Origin of the sequence: Dokdonia sp. MED134 (genome assembly GCF_000152925.2) — a bacterium.
Lineage (GTDB): Bacteria > Bacteroidota > Bacteroidia > Flavobacteriales > Flavobacteriaceae > Dokdonia.
Window position 1 is genome coordinate 1,032,836 of the sequence record NZ_CP009301.1, and the last position, 20,093, is coordinate 1,052,928.

Below are 20,093 nucleotides of genomic sequence, written 5' to 3' on the forward strand. Positions count from 1 at the left end.
GATTTTCAATATGTTAAAAAGAAATTTTATGTAACTATTTTTTAATGATAAATAATTTGTATTGCTATAAAAAATAGGTAGCTTTAGTATACAAAAGGCGATAAATATGACTAAACTACCGACAAAAGGACAATTATTAGTTGCCGAGCCATCCGTACTTGGAGATGTTTCTTTCACCAGATCTGTAATTTTACTAGCAGACCATAATGAAGAGGGATCTGTAGGTTTTATACTTAACAAACCTCTAGATGTTACCCTAGCAGATTTAATAGAAGGAATGGAAGATTGCGAGATGCCCATCTATAATGGAGGTCCTGTAGAGCAAGAAAATTTATACTTTCTACACACAGCGCCAGAGCTTATAGAAGGAAGTCAAGAGATCTCTTCTGGAATATACTGGGGAGGTGACTTTCAACGTGCTGTAGATCTTATACTCGCAAAAAAAATAAGCTGCGATAACATAAAATTCTTTTTAGGTTACAGTGGCTGGGGAAGTAAACAACTTGATCAAGAAATAAGTGAGCACAGTTGGGTTATCACAAACAATGATTTATGTAAAGAACTCCTTAAGAGCGATCACCTTGCATTATGGAGTGATAAGTTGAGAGAACTGGGTGGATCTTATGCATTATGGTCTAATGCTCCTGCAAATCCTCAATATAACTAGCCTAAGCGAGCTTTTACGTTTAATTTTTTAAGCAATGCCGCTGCAGTATTTGTTGTATACTGTTTCTTACGGTACTTTGTTATAGGCTGTATACCCTTAATCGTATTTGTTATAAAGAGCTCATCTGCCTTTTGCAGTTCAAAAGGAGAGATAGACGCTTCTTCTAGCGTATACTCATCCATAAGTTCTATAATACCCATTAACTGTTTTCTTATAATACCTCGTAAACAACCATCGGCAAGCGGTGGAGTTTTTATAGTTGTACCTTTTACAAGAAAGAGATTACCCTGTAATGCCTCTGCAATATTTTTATCACTATTTACAAGCAGGCAGTTATCATAACCATTTTCTTGCGCATAAATACTACCTGTCACGTGCACGATTTTATTAGTCGTTTTAAGTGTAGAAATAAGATCTGCGCTTATATAGTGATCTTTGTATAGCTCTACTTCATATGGAGCATCTTTGAGAAGATAAAATGGTTCTGAGTGCGCTTTCGCGAAAGCGTAAAACCCCACACCTCTCTCTTCTGGGAGATAAGTGCCGCCTCCAGATCTATAGACTGTAATACGTACTCGCGCAGTCTCATTGAGTAATCCGGCGGCGTCTATCGTGCTTTTGAGCTGCTCCTCTAGGTACTCTGGTGTAAACTCCATAGGGATATCCATACGTAAGATGCGCATAGAGGCCATAAGCCTGAAGTAATGATCTTCCCAAAAGAGAAGTTTACCATTTACTGCTTTTATAGTTTCAAAGAGTCCATCACCATAGAGAAAACCTCTATTAAATGGGTCAAGCCTAGCTTCTGTTACTGCCGATATTGTTCCGTTGTGATTAATCATAAAAAAACCGCCTATTGTAAGGCGGTGCAAAGATATTAATTAGACACTAGTTAAACTGAGCCTATTACTTGTTTCAGTTCTGAAATTTGATTTTCCCAAAACATTTTACCTTCATCTATTTCATCTTCTTCGGCATAATCTGTAATCATAAGAGATACATCTTTTGTAATCTCGTCTACTTGAATACGCAACTGGAAGAAATACTCCTCTCCCTCGTCATCTAGCCATTGAAATTTTATGTACTCTCCGCTCTTTTTACTTAAAAGCTTAGCTTTTTCTTCACTTCCATCCCAGATAAAAGTGTAAAACTCACCTCTAGAATTTACGTTATCTGCAAACCACTCACTCATTCCTGATGGTGTTGCCATATATTGGTATAATAGTGAAGGAGACGCTCTTACAACAAACTCTATCACATATTTCTTTTTATCGCTCATATAAACTTATAATTATAAACGACAATATATTGATATTAAAGTCTACAACAAAGCAATTAAATTAATTTTATTTGAGAAAGAGGTTTGCACTACCGCTATTATATTTTATATTTGCACCCGCTTAGACAGATGCTTTTATAGTTTTATCTTTAAAAACATAAATTTACTTAACCAGTAATTTAAAAATCTAAGTAAGATGGCGAGGTAGCTCAGTTGGTTAGAGCGTCGGATTCATAACCCGGAGGTCGGGGGATCGTGCCCCCCTCTCGCTACTTAAATATGAAGGCTTCACAATTATGTGAAGCCTTTTTTTATCCCTACTTGTTCCTCACTAAAGCCATTTACTATTTTCTCCATATGACAATTGTCATAAACTAGATCTTGCTCACATATTATTTTTGAAAAAAAAATTTTTATGTGCACACTTATATCAAAATACAACGTTGCTGGACCCAGATATACGAGTTACCCTACGGTTCCTTACTGGGATAAAGAGCTATTTACCCTTAAAGGGTGGAAAGAAACCTTAGTAAAAAGTTTTAATGAAAGTAACACTATAGAAGGTATAAGTCTTTATATACATTTACCCTACTGCGAGAGTATGTGCACCTTTTGTGGCTGTAATAAACGTATTACAAAAAATCACAGTGTGGAGATTCCTTACATACAATCTGTACTCAAAGAGCTCACACTTTATGTAAAGCTTTTAGGTAGCACTCCCCTAGTTAAGCAATTACATCTAGGTGGTGGAACTCCTACTTTCTTCTCTCCAGAGCACCTAGATAGACTTCTAGATGGTGTCTTCAGCCTCACCAACAAAGCCACAGAGTTTGAGCTAAGTTTTGAAGGACACCCTAACAATACCACAAAAAAACATCTTGAAACGCTCTATAAACAAGGCTTTGCCAGAGTTTGCTACGGTGTACAAGATTATAACCAAAATGTACAAAAAGCAATAAACAGAGTACAGCCATATCATAATGTAAAAACGGCAACCACAGCCGCAAGAGAAGTAGGATACAGCTCTGTAGGTCACGATATTATATATGGCTTACCATTCCAAACGCAAGATGATGTGATTTTTACCATCTCACAGACCACACGCTTACGTCCAGACCGCATCGCTTTTTATAGCTATGCGCATGTACCGTGGATGAAAGGTAACGGCCAGCGTGGCTTTTCTGATCAAGATTTACCCTCTGCAGAGCAAAAGAGAAAGCAATATGAGATAGGTAAAAAAATGCTTGTAGAGGCAGGTTATGTAGAGATAGGTATGGATCATTTTGCTTTAAAAAATGACAGCTTACACACTGCACAACAAGAAGGTAAAATACATCGCAATTTTATGGGGTACACCTCCAGTAAGACACAAGTAATGGTAGGTCTAGGTGTATCTGCTATAAGTGATAGCTGGTACAGCTTTGCTCAAAATGTAAAAAATATTGAGGAGTACCAGCAGCTAGTAGAAGACGGTATTCTTCCTATCTTTAGAGGGCATTTACTTACAGAAGAAGACCTCACCATAAGACAGCATATTCTTAACTTAATGTGTGAGTTTAAAACCTCGTGGACAGATCAAAAACTACACTTTCCAGAAATACCAGATGTACTTATAAAACTTAAAGAGTTAGAAAATGATGGTTTAGTACTAATAGATGCAACTGGTATTGAAATTACAGAAAAAGGAAGACCTTTTGTGCGTAACATATGCCTACCATTTGACCTACGCCTACAGCGCAAAAAGCCAGAGACACAATTATTCTCTATGACCGTATAATCTAAAAGTCACAACAATAAAAAAAGGAGGAATCACCTATTAAGATGATTCCTCCTTTTTTGTTTTTTTAAACAACGCTTTCGCGAAAGCGGTCTAAACCTAAGCTCCTCTTTGCACTTTAATAAACATTAAAGCAATGCGTATATCTATCACTTTATAGACTACCCGGGTACATAAAGCGCCCACTATACTAGCTATTATTTGCATCATCTTCTTCTTGGTTTGTAGCAGATTTACCGTTGCGAGACATACTATATACGATAAGTACCATCGCAATACACACCACGGCAAAAACGCCTATTAACATTGCTCCCATTCCCCAGTCTACGAGTAGTAATAATGAATTTTTCATAAGTTTAAAGTTTAGAGGTTGTAAAAAAATCTATGTTTAGTAATATCTCTTAGTGACACGCGTGCTGCGCGGCTATTTTTTCTATACGCACATTTTCTGAGGGAGATATATAAGGAATCCCTAAGCCCATACCACGCAGTATAAACAGCACTCCTATTATAACTACAAATACAGGAATCGCTTTTACTATGCGCTGTTTAATCGTTCCTTTTAAAAAGTTACCTAAGTAAATAGCTGTTGTCATAAGTGGTATGGTCCCTAGTCCAAAAATGGCCATATAAAGACCACCCTGTAAAGCATCTCCAGAAGCCAGCGCTCCAAAAACTGCCATATACACAAGTCCACAAGGCAACAACCCATTAAGATACCCGATGGTAAAAAACGTTGCTGGATCTTTCTTTTTAAGCGCAGCTCCCATATTACTTTTTACTTTTCCCACTAGTTTATATATGGGTTTTGAAATGCTATACTTACTTAAAAATCGTGAAGGAATAAGTATTACAGCAATCATTAAAACACCTATAGCAATAGACAAGTTTTGCTGAAAACCAAAGAGGTTAAGACTCTTCCCCACTACCCCAAAAATGAGACCTATCACGCTGTAGGTGAGAATTCTTCCAGCGTGATAACTTGATAATTGAAAAAAGCGCTTTACGGGGTTTTTACGATCTACAGGTAACATAAACGCAATAGGCCCACACATCCCTACACAGTGAAAACTCCCTAATAAGCCGAATATGAGTGCAGACCAAAGCATTTAATAACTTATTGATTTTTTATACATATACTCTTGATCACCGTCACTCCAGGTGATTGTGATATTCCATCTTCCAGCAATGAGTTTATGATCGGGTATAAGCTGTTTACCATCTGTGATAGCAAGCGGCATTTCAAAATCTAACAGCTCATTAGACGGTCTATATAAGAAGACAGTACCCTTTATAGAACTAGCATCTATAGATGCTGGAAATGTAAGTAACCACCCCTCTGGAGTAAGTATTCCATTAATTTTACCTTCAAGAAGATTTGCATTAGTTTCGGCATCTATTTCGGTTTGATACTTCATTTCTTTTGCATAATACTCTTCGGTTACCAGATCGTGACTATACTTCTTATCTGTGCTCATTGTGATGACCATATATAGTATGAAAGCCATAAATGAGATCATTCCCACTACAATACCTTTTCCCCAGTTCCACTTCATAATTGTTCTTTTTTTGCTTTCGCGAAAGCGTTATACTATCTATACGTTCTTGGTCCTAAAAATGAGGTAACCGTTGTCTCTATAAGCTCATCACCGCTATACACCTCAACCTCTAGTTGTTCTTTATCACTCTTAATAGCGCTTGCATTTATCTCAATAAACAATGTACCTTCTGCAAGACCTTGACCGCTTATATCAAAAAAATTGCCTGAGACAACCTCTATAGTCCCTTTGTGAGAAGCAAGTTTAAAGTGCACATCATTTATATCTTCTATGGTTTTATTAACTAGCTTAAAGGTGTACACATTGCTTATCATATTATCTGCCTTGTGCTCATAAAGTTGCCCTGGTAATCTTAAGATACGCGCCTCTACATCGTTACGTAAAAAGAGCATCCCTATAAGCACCGCTATAAGAATACCTAGTACAGCTGTATAGCCTTTGAGCCTAGGTGTAAATTTGAACTTTTCTTTTTTCTCAATATTATCTTCACTCGCATAGCGTATAAGCCCTGTGGGAAGATTTACAGCCTCCATCATATGGTCACAGGCGTCTATACAAGCAGTACAATTTACACACTCTAGCTGGGTACCATTTCGTATATCTATACCTGTAGGACATACGTGCACACAGGCAAAACAGTCTATACAATCACCTTTACCTGTAGTGGCGCGTTCTTCATTTTTTTTAAATTTTGCGCGACCTTCTTCCTTTTCTCCTCGTTTGTGATCATAAGCCACAACAATAGATTTATTATCTAGCAGCACACCTTGTAGACGACCATAAGGACAAGCGATAATACATACTTGCTCTCTAAACCACGCAAATATGAAATAGAATACACCTGTAAAAATAAGTAATGATACTAGTGTGCTTATGTGCTTAGACGGTCCATCTGTGATATATCTTATAAGCTGGTCACTACCTATGAGATAGGCAAGAAATACATTTGCTATAAGAAAAGAGATGAGAAAAAATATAGACCACTTAAGGGCTCTTTTTTTTATTTTCTCCTTTGTCCACGGCATTTTTTTAAGTCGTATTTGTTTCCCTCTATCACCATCTATCCAGTACTCAATACGACGAAAAACCATTTCCATAAATATGGTCTGTGGGCATACCCAGCCACAAAATAATCTACCAAAGGCAACGGTAAACAAAATCACAAAAACCACCCCAATAATCATCATTATTACAAACAGGTGAAAATCTTGTGGCCAAAATGGGTAGCCAAAAATATTAAAGCGACGCTCTAATACATTAAACATCAAAAACTGGTTACCACCTATTTTAATAAAAGGCGCACTAAATAAAAATAAGAGCAATACATAGCTTACATACTTGCGGTACTCATACCACTTACCGTCTGGCTTTTTAGGAAAAACCCAAGCACGTTTACCCTCCTCATTAAGAGTACCTATAGTGTCTCTAAAGTTATCTTGTCCTTGCTCTGCCATACTGGGTATTATGAGGTGCTTGTTTTTTCTAATTACTTGCTGCTACTGTAATCTCTTCTACCACTAGAGAGTCTACTTCTTGTACAGGTACAGGTGCTGCGTCTGGGTCTATCCAGATCTCACCTTCTGCTTGCTTAGGCTCTGCCGGAGTAGTACCCTGTAATGAGAGTACAAAGCTGGCTACTTGAGCCATTTCTGCAGGTTTAAGTTCAGATTTCCAAGAGATCATACCCTTACCATCACGACCACCTTCTGAAATGGTTTTAAATACATTTTTTATACCTCCACCTAGAATCCAGTGTTGATCTGTAAGGTTAGGACCTATACCTCCTCCACCATCTGCTTTATGGCAGGCAATACAGTTATTTGTAAAAATGGCTTTACCAGCATTGATATCACTAGCATCTGTAAGTAGTGTTACTGTATTAATATCTACAAGATCCTTAGCTGTTTTTTTCCATTCTTCTATTTCTGCTTTTGCCTCTGCAACCGCAACTTGATATTCTTCTTCTTGATCATAGTCGTTAAGCACTTCAAATCGCACTAGGTATATTACCGCAAAGACAATCGTTGCATAAAACATATATACCCACCAAGGCGGTAAATTATTATCAAGCTCCTTGATCCCATCATAATTATGGTCAAGTATGATCTCGTGCTCATCCTCTACTGCTTTACTTCCTAGAGAGGCTTTGTACTTCTCCTTAAACCACTTAAACTGGTTTTCTTTTGCGAGAGCTGCCTCTTGATCATATACTTTTTGTGCGTCTGGCTTGAGGCTTTTATAGAGAATACTTCTTAGGGCTTCTATGCTTATCTCACCAGCGGTATAAAAAAGAATGATTACTCCCAGTACTGCCCAGATCCAAGGTTCTTGTAAAAAAATAGATATCTCTCCAGTAGACCCTGCAATATCTATGATAAAATAACCCAGTATCGAGAAGCCTAAGATTCTTAAAAATGATGCTACTGTTCTCATAGATTTAATTATTTGAATTAAGTGTATTGTCGTTAAGTGGTATGTTGCTCACCTCTGCTATGTGGCTCTTCTTTGCTGTAAACACCCACCAGAAAAGGGCTGCAAAGAAGACAAAGAATATAAGTAGTGAGATGATAGGGTATATTTCAACCCCATCAATATTTTCTAGATTTCCTTTTACAAATTTTAACATCGCTTAGTCGTTTATGATGGTTGTTGTACCGTCTGTGTTTTTAACTTTTATATCTGTTCCTAATCGTTGTATGTAAGCTATAAGAGCTACCACTTCACGATTACGCATCTCGATAAAATCTAGCCCATTCTCTTCGGCATATTTTTTATCTGCTTCATAGGTGTTTGCAAAGTCTGGATCTGCATAAAGATTTTTCTCTATTTGCGTTCCTTGTGCTGTCATAAGCTCTTGTGCATTATCTATCTCCTCTTGAGTATAGGGTACACCTAGCGTGACCATTGCTTCCATTTTCTTTTCTGTAAGATCTTTATCTAACTCATTTTTAATAAGCCATTTATAAGATGGCATTATTGAACCAGACGATGTACTCTGCGGGTCGTAAAAGTGGTTTAAGTGCCAGTTGTCACTATACTTACCACCTACACGCATAAGGTCTGGTCCCGTACGTTTACTTCCCCATAAAAATGGATGATCATATACGTACTCTCCTGCCTTTGAGTACTCACCATAACGCTCTACCTCACTTCTAAAAGGTCGTATCATTTGTGAGTGACACGATACACAGCTCTCTCGTATATAAATATCTCTCCCCTCGAGTTCTAGTGGTGTATATGGTTTTACACTTGAGATTACAGGTACATAATCATCTACCATAAGTGACGGTATAATTTGTACCATACCACCTATAAGGATGGCAATAGTTGCAAAAATGGTAAGCTTTACCGGGCGTCTTTCTAACCAAGTGTGGTATCCCTCTTTTGAGGTACGTTTTCTAGTTACTTTTTGCAGTGGCGCAGCCTCTGCAAGCTCATCTGTTACTTCATTACCCGAGCGTGCTGTCATTATTAAGTTATACACTCCTATAAGCGCTCCTACTATAAACATACTTCCTCCTATAGCACGCATCCAGTACATCGGGATGATCTCACTCACTGTCTCAAGAAAGTTACCGTACGTAAGTGTACCATCTGGATTAAATTGTTTCCACATAGATGCTTGTACAAAACCAGCAACATACATAGGTAAAGCATAAAGTATGATACCCAATGTACCTACCCAGAAGTGTACGTTTGCAAGCTTAGTAGACCAGAGTGTAGTTTTAAATAATCTAGGTACCATCCAGTATACCATACCAAATGTTAAGAAGCCATTCCAAGCAAGTGCTCCTACGTGCACGTGTGCGATAACCCAGTCACTAAAGTGAGCGATTGCGTTTACATTTTTAAGCGATAACATAGGCCCCTCAAAGGTTGCCATACCGTAGCCTGTAATTGCTACTACCATAAACTTAAGAACAGGGTCTGTACGTACTTTATCCCAAGCCCCTCTTAGTGTGAGTAGTCCATTAATCATACCTCCCCAAGATGGAGCAATAAGCATAATAGAGAAGGCTACTCCTAAGTTTTGTGCCCAGTCTGGTAGTGCAGAATATAACAAGTGGTGTGGCCCTGCCCAGATGTAAATAAAAATAAGAGACCAGAAGTGTACAATAGATAATCTGTATGAGTATACCGGTCTATTTGCCGCCTTAGGCACAAAGTAGTACATAAGACCTAAAAATGGTGTTGTTAAAAAGAAAGCCACCGCATTGTGACCATACCACCACTGTACCAGTGCATCTTGCACCCCAGCATACATAGAATAACTCTTAAGCGCGCTTACTGGCAGCTCCATACTGTTTACAATATGTAATACCGCTACTGTTACAAATGTTCCTAAATAAAACCAGATTGCCACATAAAGGTGTCGCTGCCTTCTTTTAAGAATAGTACCTATTAAGTTTGCCCCAAAAGCGACCCAAATTAATGCGATAGCAATGTCAAAAGGCCACTCTAGCTCAGCATACTCCTTTGAGGTAGTAAAACCTAAAGGTAGCGTGATTGCAGCACCTACAATGATAGCCTGCCATCCCCAGAAGTTAAGATTACTAAGCCAGTCTTTCCACATACGAGCCTTGAGAAGTCGTTGTGTAGAGTAATAAACACCCGCAAAAATAGCGTTACCTACAAAGGCAAAAATCACAGCATTAGTATGCAGCGGACGCAAACGACCAAAACTTAACCAAGAGATGCCGTCTGTAAGGTTAGGAAAAAGAAACATAAAAGCTAGAAGAAGCCCCACACTCATCCCTATAATGCCCCAAAACATCGTCGCGATTATAAACTTACGTACGATTTTATTATCGTAATAGAATTTTTGTATTTCCATAAAAAAAATGGGTTACTGTTTTAAATTGGTTGAATTTGCTTGATCTTTATTATCACTCTCAGAAGCCTTAGTTGTTATTACCTCATCTTCAAAAAGCATACGCACAGATGGCGTATAAGTGTCGTCATATTGCCCTTTTTTTACAGACAGTATAAAAGCTGCAAAAAAGATGAGTGCGACAACCACACTTATTGCAAGAAGCATATAAATAATACTCATACCTGATAGGATTATGGTGTAAAACTACGTGTGAACTTCAAGGTGAAATATGACAAATGTCAGTTACTGTTAAATAGTTTTAAATGCGCTTTCGCGAAAGCGTAAAACAACTCATACACACACCTTTTACACAATCACTTTTTGAAGTCTTTTTGATACTTTCTGTAGCGATGAAAGCAGCACTCCAGCCCCTTGTACAGCACAAGGACAACTCATCATAAACTGATGCTCAAATCTTGTAATGGCTTGCAATGTGGTTTTAAATTCTTGTAAAATGACACCGTGAGCCTCTAGATAAAAAGATTGATCTCTAGATGGTAATTGCTCTACTACTGAGAGTTGATTTTGCACAGCGCTTAACCAGCTATCAAAACCTTCTTGTGGCTCATTGTGGTGCACAGATTTGTAAAACATAGTTATAAGCTGTCTCTCTGTATACACAGGTAATACTGCTATATTATGAGACGACCCTACTACCGAAGGGATGTGTAAATGTGTAATCATATTGTTTTAAGTTTGTTACCCAAAATTGAGGTGGCTATCGTCGTAAATACAACGATACTTATAGAACTAAGCGGCATTAATATAGCTGCCACCACTGGTGCTAGATTACCTGTCACAGCAAAACCTAGACCTATGAGGTTATAAAATATTGAGAAAATAAAGGCGTATTTAATGACCTCTACTCCCTTACGTGATAAGCTCATAAAAGTGGGTATATCTTTAAATCTTTGTGCGTCTAGTATACCATCACAAGCAGGAGAAAAGACATTTACATTTTCTGATATAGAAATACCTACATCACTTTGTGCTAGAGCTCCTGCGTCATTAAGACCGTCTCCTATCATCAATACTTTGCGATTACTATCTTGAAGGGACTTTATGAATTGTAACTTGTCTTCTGGCTTTTGATTAAATAGTAACGTAGCATCTTGTGGCAATAATTCTGCAAGATGCTCACGCTCTCCATCATTATCACCAGAGAGAATAATAACCTTAGCTTTTTTACCTATTTGATCAAAAACGGTTTGTACACCAGACCTGTAGTCATTATAAAATAAATAACACCCCTTATACATACTGTCTGTACTTATATGAACCGCAGTACGGGTATGTGGTTGTGCAGTTTTATGAGCCGCATTATCACTTACAAAACCGTAAGACCCTATCTTAATCTGGTGGTTGTTTATAGTCCCTGTGATACCCTGGCCTACATCTTCTGTATATTCATCCAGCGTTTGGATATTGTGAGTATTTAATAGTTCATATAGTGATCTACTTAAAGGGTGGTTTGAAGCTCTAAGTGTGCTGGTGAGAAGTGATTTTTCTTGTGTAGTAAGTGCAATACCTTCATAGGTTATTGTGTTCTTTACACTTGTTGTAAGCGTACCTGTCTTATCAAAAACAACGGTGTCTATGTGTGACATACGTTCTATGACTGAGCTATCTTTCATATATAGCTTATGACGCCCAAAAATGCGCAGTAAATTACCTAGTGTAAAGGGTGCAGCAAGAGCTATCGCACAAGGGCAGGCAACAATGAGCACTGCTGTAAACACATTAAGCGCTGTACTTATATCTATAAAAACCCAAACTAAAGTTGCAATAACAGCTATAGCAAGCAGTGATATGGTGAACCTCCTACTTATACGGTCTGTTAGATTTTCAAACGGACTTTGATTTTTTGAACTAAAGATTTCATTCGACCATAACTGGGTAAGGTAGCTCTGCTCTACAGGCTTGAGCACCTCAACCTCGATAGGACCTGCTTGCTGTCTCCCTCCAGCAAAAAGTTGATCACCAGATTGCTTTGTAACCGGAGCTGCTTCCCCCGTCACAAAACTATAGTCTATTAGAGCATTTCCTTTAATAAGGATAGCATCTACCGGTAAAAGCTCTCCATTTCTTATAAGTATGCGATCCTTAGTCTTGAGCTCATAGACTTGTGCTTGCTCTTCTATAACCTTAGACTGCTCTTGCTCGTTAAGATTGTGAGTAGCTGAATTTTTGGTTTTATCTTGAACTTGTTTTATAAGTCTAGTAACAGCAATAGGAAAGTAAGATTTATAATCTCTCTCAAATGATAGAAAGGCATACGTTTTCTGCTGGAAAAATCTTCCCAATAATAAAAAGAAAACGAGCCCGGCCATACTATCAAAAAAGCCAGTACCCCAGTCCATCATAATCTCAACACTTGACCTTACAAATAGTACGGTAATACCTATGGCTATAGGTACATCTATATTTAAAACTTTAGATCGTAATCCTTTATATGCAGATATAAAATAATCACGACCAGAATAAAAAACTACGGGCAGAGCAAAGAGAAACATCAACCATCTAAAAACGTACTTAAACTTATCTAACCAGAACTCACCTACCTCAAAATACTCTGGAAAGGATAAGAACATAATATTACCAAAGGCAAAGCCAGCAACACCAAGTTTATAGATAAGACTTCTATCTACCGTTATCTTCTTCTCTGTTGCGTCCTCTAGCGAGATATATGGCTCATACCCTATTCTTGATAAAAGTATGGCCAGATCTTTAAGTGTAATCTCTGATGAGTTATATGTAATACGAACGGTCTTTTCTGGAAAATTTACTTGTGCCGTCTTTACTGCCGCATTAAGTTTATTGAGATTCTCAAGAACCCATATGCAAGAACTGCAGTGTATAGAAGGTATTAATAAAGAGACAACCTGAGTATCTTGCTCATCAAATTCTATGAGCTTTGTTACTATATCTTTATTGCCTAAAAAGTCAAACTTTGCTTCTTGATCTAATGGAGATATACCTGGAGCACGCTCAATATCATAATAGTAGGTAAGGTCATTATCATTTAAGATATCAAAGACAGTCTTACAGCCGTGACAGCAAAAAGATTTTTCTTGATGTATTATTTCTGTCTCACAAACATCGCCACAATGATAACAACTTGACATATATACTATTAATTTATACAGGCTTTACAGCCATTATACTTATAGCAAATGTGTGATTATGTAAGTGCTTTTACTATGACATATGTCAGCTTTATGATAATAGTTGCTAGGGATTACGCTTTCGCGAAAGCGTAATAAAAAACATTTACTACTCCATAGACACAAGTACATCTTGCTCCTCAAGAACCCACACCAGAAGGTTTATGTAGTCCTTTATAGCCTTGCGATCACTATCTGGCTCAGTCACATCTATAGAGCCTTTCCAGATAATCTCCCTATCCTTTGTAGGGCAAATACAATAGAGTGCGCTTTCTGCGTGATAGACGGTAAACTTCTCTACCCTCTCGTCTTCTACATAGATGTTTTGACTTGTGTAGTAATCGTCTTCAAAACCGTTGAATCTTTTATCCCAGTTACGATAAGACTGCACGAGTGTCACCTTATCTTCTGCTCCTAGTACTTTTGACACCAGTATGGCATCGTAGCCTTCTGTGAGCATCTCTCTTTCTAGATTATCGAGTTCCTCTTCTGTTCTAGGCCTTGAGGTAAACTCTGAATTAAAAAATGCTGAGCTGTTATATGCGTTTACTCCTTTTTCTTGCAGCTTGTCAACAAGCTTTTTTTCAAAGAGCTCTCTATTTTTGACATCGCTAGTCATAGCTAGTACGAGCACTTTTTGTGCTTCAAAAGTCTCTATATCTGGATTTTTCCAGTTTTCTATAAGTTCTGAGCTATTGCAACTCCCAAGTAGTAATGTAGTTGCCAGTATGCATAAAGTGTAGAAGTATTTCATTGCTTACATATTAGGTTATTTAATAAAAAAAACAACTCCCATTACCCTCTCTAATGGGAGTTGTATAAGACATTACATAAAGAATTAGTAATGCCAGCAAATGCTTAATGAGTCCAACTGTATAAACTCATTAAGACTTACATTACTTATTATCTTGACACTTATTGCTTTTCAAAATAGCGCCACAATAGTTAAAAATCTCAGTTTTGATTTCACTATAAGTATCTATAAAATCGCGATACTCTTCTTTTATAGATAGATGTTTTGTCTCAAAAAACACATCACAAGACACGGTATCACATTCTAACATTCCGCTTAGTTCTGCATCGTGTTTTGTAAGTGATTGCACGAGAGTATCAAGTCTATTTTTAATTTTTCTTATATGAGTTTTAAAGTGCTCTAACTTTTCAAATAAGTTAGGTGTACGAGGCTCAAAAATGTATGAATTAGTTAGGTTTTCAATAAAGGCTATCTCGTGATTGATGAGAGAAATATTAGATTTCCATACCTTTACATCATTGTGATAAAGATCTATTGAGAGTGGCAATGAAGTTTCCATAAAACTGATTTTTAATTAATTACACTATAAATGTAAGCCCAGATATAATGGTAGACTATGACAATTATCAGTACTATACATTTTTAATTCATCAAAAAAATTAGGGTGAGTGTTTTACGCTTTCGCGAAAGCGCATCCAAAAAAAATTAAACACGTACATCGTGCATAACCAGTAAGGGCACTTTGCTAAAAAGCCCTAGCTCTTTTACCATAGGCGTAGTAAAGACACTGCCAAAGAATGCGTGCTTTCTATTTATGATAGCAAGCATATCACTATCACGACTCTCTGTAAAATCACGCACGCCAGCAGCAACGTCTGTGCCGTGCACGTGATGAAAGCTATAGGTAGCCCCTTCAAGACACTCCTCTAGTAATGTTTTACTTTTTTCTTGTTTTTCTGTCAGAACCTCTGTGGTATTTACGTGTATGACAGAGATGGTTGCATCGTGCAATCTAGCAATCTCTACGAGGTGCGTAAGTTCTCTTCTTTTATAATATGTTTTATAACTGGTAGGTAATACAATTTCCTTTACATAAGCCACTCTCGCATCTAGCGGGACTCCCATTACTGGGCAAGCTCTTAGTTTTTCCATCGCCATTATGGTATTACTGCCAAATAATGATCCGCGTGAGTTTGAAGCGCCTTTTGTACCCATTACGACAAGTTCTATATCACGCTGCTCTATAAAGTTTTTCATAGCAGTAAGTGGGTCATTAAGCTCTGCTATAAACTCGTATGTATGTTTATGATTAGTTTCCCTAAAGTCTAGCATATCCATAATTTTTGCGAGTCCATTTACGGCTTGATCTTTTGCACTCTCGTAAGATGGAGATCCTGGCTCTGGCACCATTAAGTCTCCTATACTGTAAGGTTTTGCATCATATGCATTAAGCACATAAAACATACACTCTACGTGCTCAAAAAGATCTGAAGCATAGGTAAGTGCATTCCAGGCATTTTTTGAAAAATCTGTTGGAATAAGTATTTTCTTTTTCATCACAATGGGTATTAAATTATATGATTAATGTAGTTTAAGAAGTATATCGCTACTTTGATAACTATTAGTAGCTCTCTGGTAATACAAGGAGTGGTATATCTGTATGAAAGCAGCTTGTCTCTACAAATGACTTTTTAAATAGTTTTTTAAGAAAACCTCTTTTATGGAACATAAGTACTAAGAGATTAATTTTATGCTCTGCAACAAAGGTTGCTACCGCTGTTTCCATACCAGTCTCACTAGACAACCAGTGTGTGTTGTACTCTACATCTGCCAGTTTATCTTTGAGTTTTCTGTAATTATTCTCTACCGTGTTACCTGGACTTATTTGATTATAAATGTGTGTGATGTGCAGCTTTGCCTTGTGAGCTCGCATTACCTCTTTTACAATTTCTAGAGGATATTGTGCATAGTCTATCTTGAGGTCTGTGGCATAAGCAATATTTGAAGGCTCGCCCAGCTCTGAGGCTACTGGCACTAAAAATAATGGTATAGGTTTTACTTTATTAATAAGTTTTACAGCTTGACTTCCTACAAAAACTTCTTTAAGACCAGAAGCGCCTTTTGTGCCCATAACTATAAAATCTATAGAGGATTGAGTTATAAGTCTATTTACCATTTTAAATAATGGTTGTGCACTTGCTAGTATATGTACATCAAGATCTATATCATCCCGATCTCTTATAATTTTTTCTTTCTGAGATTTAAGCTTGTCCAGTGCTTTATGTTCTAACTCGTCATAAAGTTTTTCATTACGACCTATATCAATACGACTGGTAGATGTAGAAAATTGATCTTCAAACGTATGTACTAATGTAATCTCGCATTTCTCATTTGGATACAATCGAGTTGCATAGTATAATGCATTATAAGCATAGTCTGAAAAATCTGTGGGTACTAGTATATGTGCCATTATTATTTATTTTATGTGATAAAACTACGCGCATATATCTACCCATTCTATGACATTAATCAGCTATGAGAAGGAAGTACTAAAAAAGGTAGAGATATATGAAAGGACATTTTTTTAATAACAGGCTCTCTCATTAACTTTTCAAAAAATGATTTTGGGTAGTCTATCATCACAAGTAAGTCTATTTGCAATTCTTCATCAAAAATATGAATGCAGTTTTCGAGCGTTGAAAACTTTGGAATTACGTGAAAACGATATTTCATTTCCTGCAATAAGGACTCAAGATCTTGTATATGTTCTTTCTGGTTTTGATTAAGGTTATGTTCTTCATAAACCTCAACCATTCTTATAGTGGCCTGCCATAATCGAGTGAGTAATAATAAAGGCTCAAACTCTTCTTTGTGATACGGTTTTTCAAAATCTGTCGCAAAGCCTATACTTTTAGGAATGACAAATGTTACCTTCTCTGGCACAACAAGCAATGGTATGTTATGGCGATGACTTATCACACTATGAGTTATTGTCCCTATAAACATCTCCTTAAGCCCTGTTGCGCCTTTACTTCCCATAACGATGTAATCAATTTTTTGATCACTCATACTCTTAATTGCATCATTGAGATGACCACCATATGCCACTACCTCATAGCTGTGATGTGCTATTTCATTTTTAATTAATATCTCTTCTTTAAGCGACTCAAGCTCTTCTATAGCTTGTACTTTGAGACTATGATATAAAGATGCTAGCCTTACAGGCGTCTGGTGTCCTAATATTTGTAGCGCAGTAGGTTCATAAGCGTGCAATAGTGTAAAAGTTACAGGCTCTTCTTGAAAAAGCATATGTGCATAAGTCAATGCATTGAGACTGTTTACACTAAAATCTGTAGGTATTAAAACTCGTATCATAACTGTTATTTCTGAGGTGGAAGTATCATAAAAGGTGTTGTAGTATGGTGCACAATCTTACTTACTACAGGAGTAAATAATAAGTTTTCAAAAAAGTTATGTTTGTTATGAACCAGCGCTAGTAAATCTACTTTATGCCTAGATTGAAAATCATCTATAGCCTCCAGCACATCCATACCATTTGCCATCTCATTGATATGAGCATCTCTTTCAAAATAGGTATCTAACGCCGTTTTATTACTTAATTGTTCAGTATCTAACTCAACTCCATAATATGCATTAAGAAATATTAAACGAGATATATGCGTACGACAGATTTCTTCTAGTAATTTGAGACCTGGTTGGGTAACTCCAGACCTATAATCTGTTGCAAAGAGTATGTCTTTAAGTTGAGTATACTTATATCCCGAAGGCACACCTATAACGGGTACAGTAGCACTTTTTATAACCTGCATAGTTTGTGAGCCTATAAATACTTCTTTAAGACCAGAAGCGCCTTTTGTACCCATAATTATACAGTCTATATGACGACTCTCTACCAGATGTGCTATTTCTTGACTGAGGATATTATAACTGGAGATAGCTTCAAAAGTGTGCAATTTATTAGGGTATGCATCTGTCACTTTTTCTATAATTTGAGTTAGATTACTCTTCGAGCTATTTTTATAAAGCTCACCTATATCTACATTAAGTGATGACTGGTGGTCATAAATTGTAGTCGTATATAGTGCTACAGGTGTGTATGTGTTAAGCACATAAAATGTACACTCTTCATTAATAAATAATTGAACCGCATACGTTATTGCTTCATATGAAGTATCAGAAAAGTCGGTAGGTAGTAAGATATGTTTCATAGCGTTTTATCTAGGTAAGTTTTGTAAAATAAGGAAGGGTATTTTGGTATTAAGCCCCACTGTATCTATGGCAGATGTATGAAGTAAGGTTTCCATATACGTATGCTTTGAGTTTACCATAACCAGTAGGTTTACACCTTGGTCTTTGATGTACTCATTTATAATAGAAGCGACATTACCCTCGTCTTTTCTAGTGTAGTTTATTACGCTTTCGCGAAAGCGGTATTCCCACAACGTTTTTACATCTTCTTGTCGTAGGGAGAGTCTATCATAGTTTGAGACATAAAGTAAATCTACCGTTGACCTGAAACTACGTGCTAGGCAACTCACAAGCTTGAGTTCTCTATTTTTATAAGGAATTATAAGTGCCGAAGGGAATAATATACGATCTGGTCTCTGGTACTTATAATCAAGTGGAATTCCTAAAACCGGACACTTTACATATCGTATTACTTGTAATGTATTACTGCCGTAGGTGATATTTCTGTCTGCAGTTTTACCCTGTGTACCCATAACAACGAGGTCTGCATTTTCTTTATTAACAAGTGTGTTAACCTCATCTAGTAGCGTCCCAAAAAGCGCAAGAGTCTCAAAAGTGTGGTTTGGGTTTGGAGATACTTGGCGTGCATTTTCAAGGGTAGTGCTCAGTTTTACCTCACTTTCTTTGCGTTTAATCTCCTTATACTCATCAAGTATATCTCTAGAGATTACGGCTTTATTTTCATACACCTCATCTGCATACGTATGTAATAAAATAAACTTGCTCCTCTCATACTTAAAGTATTCCATCGCACAGGTAAGTGCATTAAAAGCATTTTCTGAAAAATCTGTTGGTACTATAATTACTCGCATAATGTATCCTTTTTTGATACTCAAATCTATGCGCTTTACTAGCCTTAAACTATGACTTATGTCACCTCACAGATCTACTCGTGTACGATGAGAAAGGGAATATTTTTATGATAGTCCATTTCTGTATGAAGTGAGGGAGAGAAAAGTATATTTTCTGATAGGTTTATATTTTTTGCAAATAAAATAACCATATCTACCTGCTGTACATCTATAAAAAACTGTAGTGCCTCATCCATAGTTTTTTGAATCACAAAGTGAAAACTATGCTGTATACTATCTAATGCTCCTTTAAGAATAGACTTATTAGCCTGTTGTGCCGTTGTAAGGGCATTACCTTTTTTTGATAATTGAAGCACATTAAGATGTGCTCTTGTGCGGTTTACAAATTCTTTTATATGATTTGTAGCCTCTGTGCGGTGCTTAAAATTATAGTCAGTGAGTAAGACAACTTGCTGTGGAATAAAACAACTAAAATCCCTAGGTACGATAAGTACTGGACATTTTACTCGAGCAATAATGTGACGCACGTGACTATCGCTCAACTCCTCACAAAATATATTAGGATACCTTGTGCTCATTACTATAAGATCTATTTGATTTTCTGACACGGCAGATCGTACATCTGCTATAAACTCACCCTCCCATTTAAGAGGTATTAATACCTGACCACTAGCTTTCTTAAGTTCTAACTTCTTAACCCAAGAAGAAAGTCTTACTAATGGTGCTTGAGTAATCACATCACTATCACCTTTACAATAGTCGTGCTCTTCAGAAAAAAACAAATAAAATCGTACTCCCGCATTTTTATATAGATTGAGCGCGCACAAGGCAGCTTGCCAAGATTGCTCAGAAAAATCAACAGGAATAAGAATATGCTTCATCATAAATACATTGAGTGGGACAAATGTATTTTATGAAAAGTGGTTAAAGAATGATAAA

General features: G+C 36.9%; 22 protein-coding genes and 1 tRNA gene. 3 read left to right on the forward strand and 20 right to left on the reverse strand.

Going from position 1 to position 20,093, the window contains the following annotated elements:
• Nucleotides 1–106 precede the first annotated feature (106 nt).
• Nucleotides 107–667 carry a YqgE/AlgH family protein gene (locus MED134_RS04540; protein WP_021778543.1) on the forward strand — a complete coding sequence of 187 codons (561 nt, stop codon included), beginning with the start codon at nt 107–109 and terminating at the stop codon, nt 665–667.
• Here MED134_RS04540 and MED134_RS04545 read toward each other — a convergent pair.
• Nucleotides 664–1,509: an aminotransferase class IV gene (locus MED134_RS04545; protein WP_021778542.1), complete on the reverse strand. Its 846-nt coding sequence runs from the start codon at nt 1,507–1,509 to the stop codon at nt 664–666. The genes MED134_RS04540 and MED134_RS04545 overlap by 4 nt on opposite strands.
• A gap of 50 nt (nt 1,510–1,559) precedes the next feature.
• Nucleotides 1,560–1,946 (reverse strand): START-like domain-containing protein, encoded by a 387-nt coding sequence (locus tag MED134_RS04550; RefSeq protein ID WP_021778541.1) that lies wholly within the window; start codon nt 1,944–1,946, stop codon nt 1,560–1,562.
• A gap of 198 nt (nt 1,947–2,144) precedes the next feature.
• On the opposite strand from MED134_RS04550, the gene MED134_RS04555 reads away from it, so the two are divergent.
• Nucleotides 2,145–2,218: transfer RNA gene (locus MED134_RS04555), tRNA-Met, on the forward strand.
• 143 nt (nt 2,219–2,361) lie between these two features.
• On the forward strand, nt 2,362–3,723 hold the full coding sequence (gene hemN / locus MED134_RS04560; RefSeq protein ID WP_021778540.1) for an oxygen-independent coproporphyrinogen III oxidase: 1,362 nt from the start codon (nt 2,362–2,364) through the stop codon (nt 3,721–3,723).
• Between the two features lie 190 nt (nt 3,724–3,913).
• On the opposite strand, the gene MED134_RS15320 is transcribed toward hemN, so the two are convergent.
• From MED134_RS15320 to MED134_RS04645, 18 genes are all read right to left on the reverse strand, one after another.
• The gene (locus MED134_RS15320; RefSeq protein WP_021778539.1) at nt 3,914–4,075 is read right to left on the reverse strand and encodes a hypothetical protein; all 162 of its coding nucleotides are present in this window, start codon (nt 4,073–4,075) and stop codon (nt 3,914–3,916) included.
• A gap of 49 nt (nt 4,076–4,124) precedes the next feature.
• Complete coding sequence (locus MED134_RS04565; protein WP_021778538.1) at nt 4,125–4,832, reverse strand: sulfite exporter TauE/SafE family protein; 708 nt, start codon at nt 4,830–4,832, stop codon at nt 4,125–4,127.
• Entirely contained in the window at nt 4,833–5,279 is a 447-nt protein-coding gene (locus tag MED134_RS04570) for a FixH family protein (protein WP_021778537.1), read from the reverse strand.
• Nucleotides 5,280–5,314: 35 nt separating this feature from the next.
• Nucleotides 5,315–6,736, reverse strand: coding sequence for a cytochrome c oxidase accessory protein CcoG (gene ccoG / locus MED134_RS04575; RefSeq protein ID WP_021778536.1), 1,422 nt, complete (start codon nt 6,734–6,736; stop codon nt 5,315–5,317).
• Nucleotides 6,737–6,764: 28 nt separating this feature from the next.
• On the reverse strand, nt 6,765–7,715 hold the full coding sequence (locus MED134_RS04580) for a cbb3-type cytochrome c oxidase N-terminal domain-containing protein (protein WP_021778535.1): 951 nt from the start codon (nt 7,713–7,715) through the stop codon (nt 6,765–6,767).
• 4 nt (nt 7,716–7,719) lie between these two features.
• Complete coding sequence (locus MED134_RS04585) at nt 7,720–7,908, reverse strand: CcoQ/FixQ family Cbb3-type cytochrome c oxidase assembly chaperone (protein ID WP_021778534.1); 189 nt, start codon at nt 7,906–7,908, stop codon at nt 7,720–7,722.
• Nucleotides 7,909–7,911: 3 nt separating this feature from the next.
• A complete protein-coding gene (gene ccoN, locus MED134_RS04590) occupies nt 7,912–10,116 on the reverse strand; it encodes a cytochrome-c oxidase, cbb3-type subunit I (RefSeq protein WP_021778533.1) in 2,205 nt (734 codons plus the stop codon).
• Between the two features lie 12 nt (nt 10,117–10,128).
• Nucleotides 10,129–10,335, reverse strand: coding sequence for a cbb3-type cytochrome oxidase assembly protein CcoS (gene ccoS / locus MED134_RS04595; RefSeq protein WP_021778532.1), 207 nt, complete (start codon nt 10,333–10,335; stop codon nt 10,129–10,131).
• 126 nt (nt 10,336–10,461) lie between these two features.
• Entirely contained in the window at nt 10,462–10,839 is a 378-nt protein-coding gene (locus MED134_RS04600) for a hypothetical protein (RefSeq protein WP_021778531.1), read from the reverse strand.
• The gene (locus MED134_RS04605) at nt 10,836–13,280 is read right to left on the reverse strand and encodes a heavy metal translocating P-type ATPase (RefSeq protein WP_021778530.1); all 2,445 of its coding nucleotides are present in this window, start codon (nt 13,278–13,280) and stop codon (nt 10,836–10,838) included. Before MED134_RS04605 ends, MED134_RS04600 begins: the two co-directional genes overlap by 4 nt.
• Nucleotides 13,281–13,428: 148 nt before the next feature.
• Nucleotides 13,429–14,073 (reverse strand): hypothetical protein, encoded by a 645-nt coding sequence (locus tag MED134_RS04610; RefSeq protein WP_021778529.1) that lies wholly within the window; start codon nt 14,071–14,073, stop codon nt 13,429–13,431.
• 142 nt (nt 14,074–14,215) lie between these two features.
• The gene (locus MED134_RS04615; protein WP_021778528.1) at nt 14,216–14,632 is read right to left on the reverse strand and encodes a hypothetical protein; all 417 of its coding nucleotides are present in this window, start codon (nt 14,630–14,632) and stop codon (nt 14,216–14,218) included.
• A 146-nt stretch (nt 14,633–14,778) separates the two neighbouring features.
• Entirely contained in the window at nt 14,779–15,630 is an 852-nt protein-coding gene (locus MED134_RS04620; RefSeq protein WP_021778527.1) for a universal stress protein, read from the reverse strand.
• Nucleotides 15,631–15,694: 64 nt separating this feature from the next.
• Entirely contained in the window at nt 15,695–16,543 is an 849-nt protein-coding gene (locus tag MED134_RS04625) for a universal stress protein (RefSeq protein ID WP_021778526.1), read from the reverse strand.
• Nucleotides 16,544–16,602: 59 nt separating this feature from the next.
• A complete protein-coding gene (locus tag MED134_RS04630; RefSeq protein WP_021778525.1) occupies nt 16,603–17,448 on the reverse strand; it encodes a universal stress protein in 846 nt (281 codons plus the stop codon).
• Nucleotides 17,449–17,453: 5 nt separating this feature from the next.
• On the reverse strand, nt 17,454–18,302 hold the full coding sequence (locus tag MED134_RS04635; protein ID WP_021778524.1) for a universal stress protein: 849 nt from the start codon (nt 18,300–18,302) through the stop codon (nt 17,454–17,456).
• 6 nt (nt 18,303–18,308) lie between these two features.
• On the reverse strand, nt 18,309–19,178 hold the full coding sequence (locus tag MED134_RS04640; protein ID WP_237747149.1) for a universal stress protein: 870 nt from the start codon (nt 19,176–19,178) through the stop codon (nt 18,309–18,311).
• Between the two features lie 50 nt (nt 19,179–19,228).
• Complete coding sequence (locus MED134_RS04645; RefSeq protein WP_021778522.1) at nt 19,229–20,038, reverse strand: universal stress protein; 810 nt, start codon at nt 20,036–20,038, stop codon at nt 19,229–19,231.
• Between the last annotated feature and the right edge of the window lie 55 nt (nt 20,039–20,093).

What these genes read in the sequence shown, in the direction of transcription:
- MED134_RS04615 (WP_021778528.1), bottom strand. Translation starts at nt 14,632, where the DNA reads ATGGAAACTTCATTGCCACTCTCAATAGATCTTTATCACAATGATGTA.
- ccoN (WP_021778533.1), bottom strand. Translation starts at nt 10,116, where the DNA reads ATGGAAATACAAAAATTCTATTACGATAATAAAATCGTACGTAAGTTT.
- MED134_RS15320 (WP_021778539.1), bottom strand. Translation starts at nt 4,075, where the DNA reads ATGAAAAATTCATTATTACTACTCGTAGACTGGGGAATGGGAGCAATG.
- MED134_RS04580 (WP_021778535.1), bottom strand. Translation starts at nt 7,715, where the DNA reads ATGAGAACAGTAGCATCATTTTTAAGAATCTTAGGCTTCTCGATACTG.
- MED134_RS04610 (WP_021778529.1), bottom strand. Translation starts at nt 14,073, where the DNA reads ATGAAATACTTCTACACTTTATGCATACTGGCAACTACATTACTACTT.
- MED134_RS04540 (WP_021778543.1), top strand. Translation starts at nt 107, where the DNA reads ATGACTAAACTACCGACAAAAGGACAATTATTAGTTGCCGAGCCATCC.
- hemN (WP_021778540.1), top strand. Translation starts at nt 2,362, where the DNA reads ATGTGCACACTTATATCAAAATACAACGTTGCTGGACCCAGATATACG.
- MED134_RS04625 (WP_021778526.1), bottom strand. Translation starts at nt 16,543, where the DNA reads ATGGCACATATACTAGTACCCACAGATTTTTCAGACTATGCTTATAAT.
- MED134_RS04585 (WP_021778534.1), bottom strand. Translation starts at nt 7,908, where the DNA reads ATGTTAAAATTTGTAAAAGGAAATCTAGAAAATATTGATGGGGTTGAA.
- MED134_RS04605 (WP_021778530.1), bottom strand. Translation starts at nt 13,280, where the DNA reads ATGTCAAGTTGTTATCATTGTGGCGATGTTTGTGAGACAGAAATAATA.
- ccoG (WP_021778536.1), bottom strand. Translation starts at nt 6,736, where the DNA reads ATGGCAGAGCAAGGACAAGATAACTTTAGAGACACTATAGGTACTCTT.
- MED134_RS04635 (WP_021778524.1), bottom strand. Translation starts at nt 18,302, where the DNA reads ATGAAACATATCTTACTACCTACCGACTTTTCTGATACTTCATATGAA.
- MED134_RS04545 (WP_021778542.1), bottom strand. Translation starts at nt 1,509, where the DNA reads ATGATTAATCACAACGGAACAATATCGGCAGTAACAGAAGCTAGGCTT.
- MED134_RS04565 (WP_021778538.1), bottom strand. Translation starts at nt 4,832, where the DNA reads ATGCTTTGGTCTGCACTCATATTCGGCTTATTAGGGAGTTTTCACTGT.
- MED134_RS04570 (WP_021778537.1), bottom strand. Translation starts at nt 5,279, where the DNA reads ATGAAGTGGAACTGGGGAAAAGGTATTGTAGTGGGAATGATCTCATTT.
- MED134_RS04600 (WP_021778531.1), bottom strand. Translation starts at nt 10,839, where the DNA reads ATGATTACACATTTACACATCCCTTCGGTAGTAGGGTCGTCTCATAAT.
- MED134_RS04630 (WP_021778525.1), bottom strand. Translation starts at nt 17,448, where the DNA reads ATGATACGAGTTTTAATACCTACAGATTTTAGTGTAAACAGTCTCAAT.
- MED134_RS04645 (WP_021778522.1), bottom strand. Translation starts at nt 20,038, where the DNA reads ATGATGAAGCATATTCTTATTCCTGTTGATTTTTCTGAGCAATCTTGG.
- ccoS (WP_021778532.1), bottom strand. Translation starts at nt 10,335, where the DNA reads ATGAGTATTATTTATATGCTTCTTGCAATAAGTGTGGTTGTCGCACTC.
- MED134_RS04550 (WP_021778541.1), bottom strand. Translation starts at nt 1,946, where the DNA reads ATGAGCGATAAAAAGAAATATGTGATAGAGTTTGTTGTAAGAGCGTCT.
- MED134_RS04620 (WP_021778527.1), bottom strand. Translation starts at nt 15,630, where the DNA reads ATGAAAAAGAAAATACTTATTCCAACAGATTTTTCAAAAAATGCCTGG.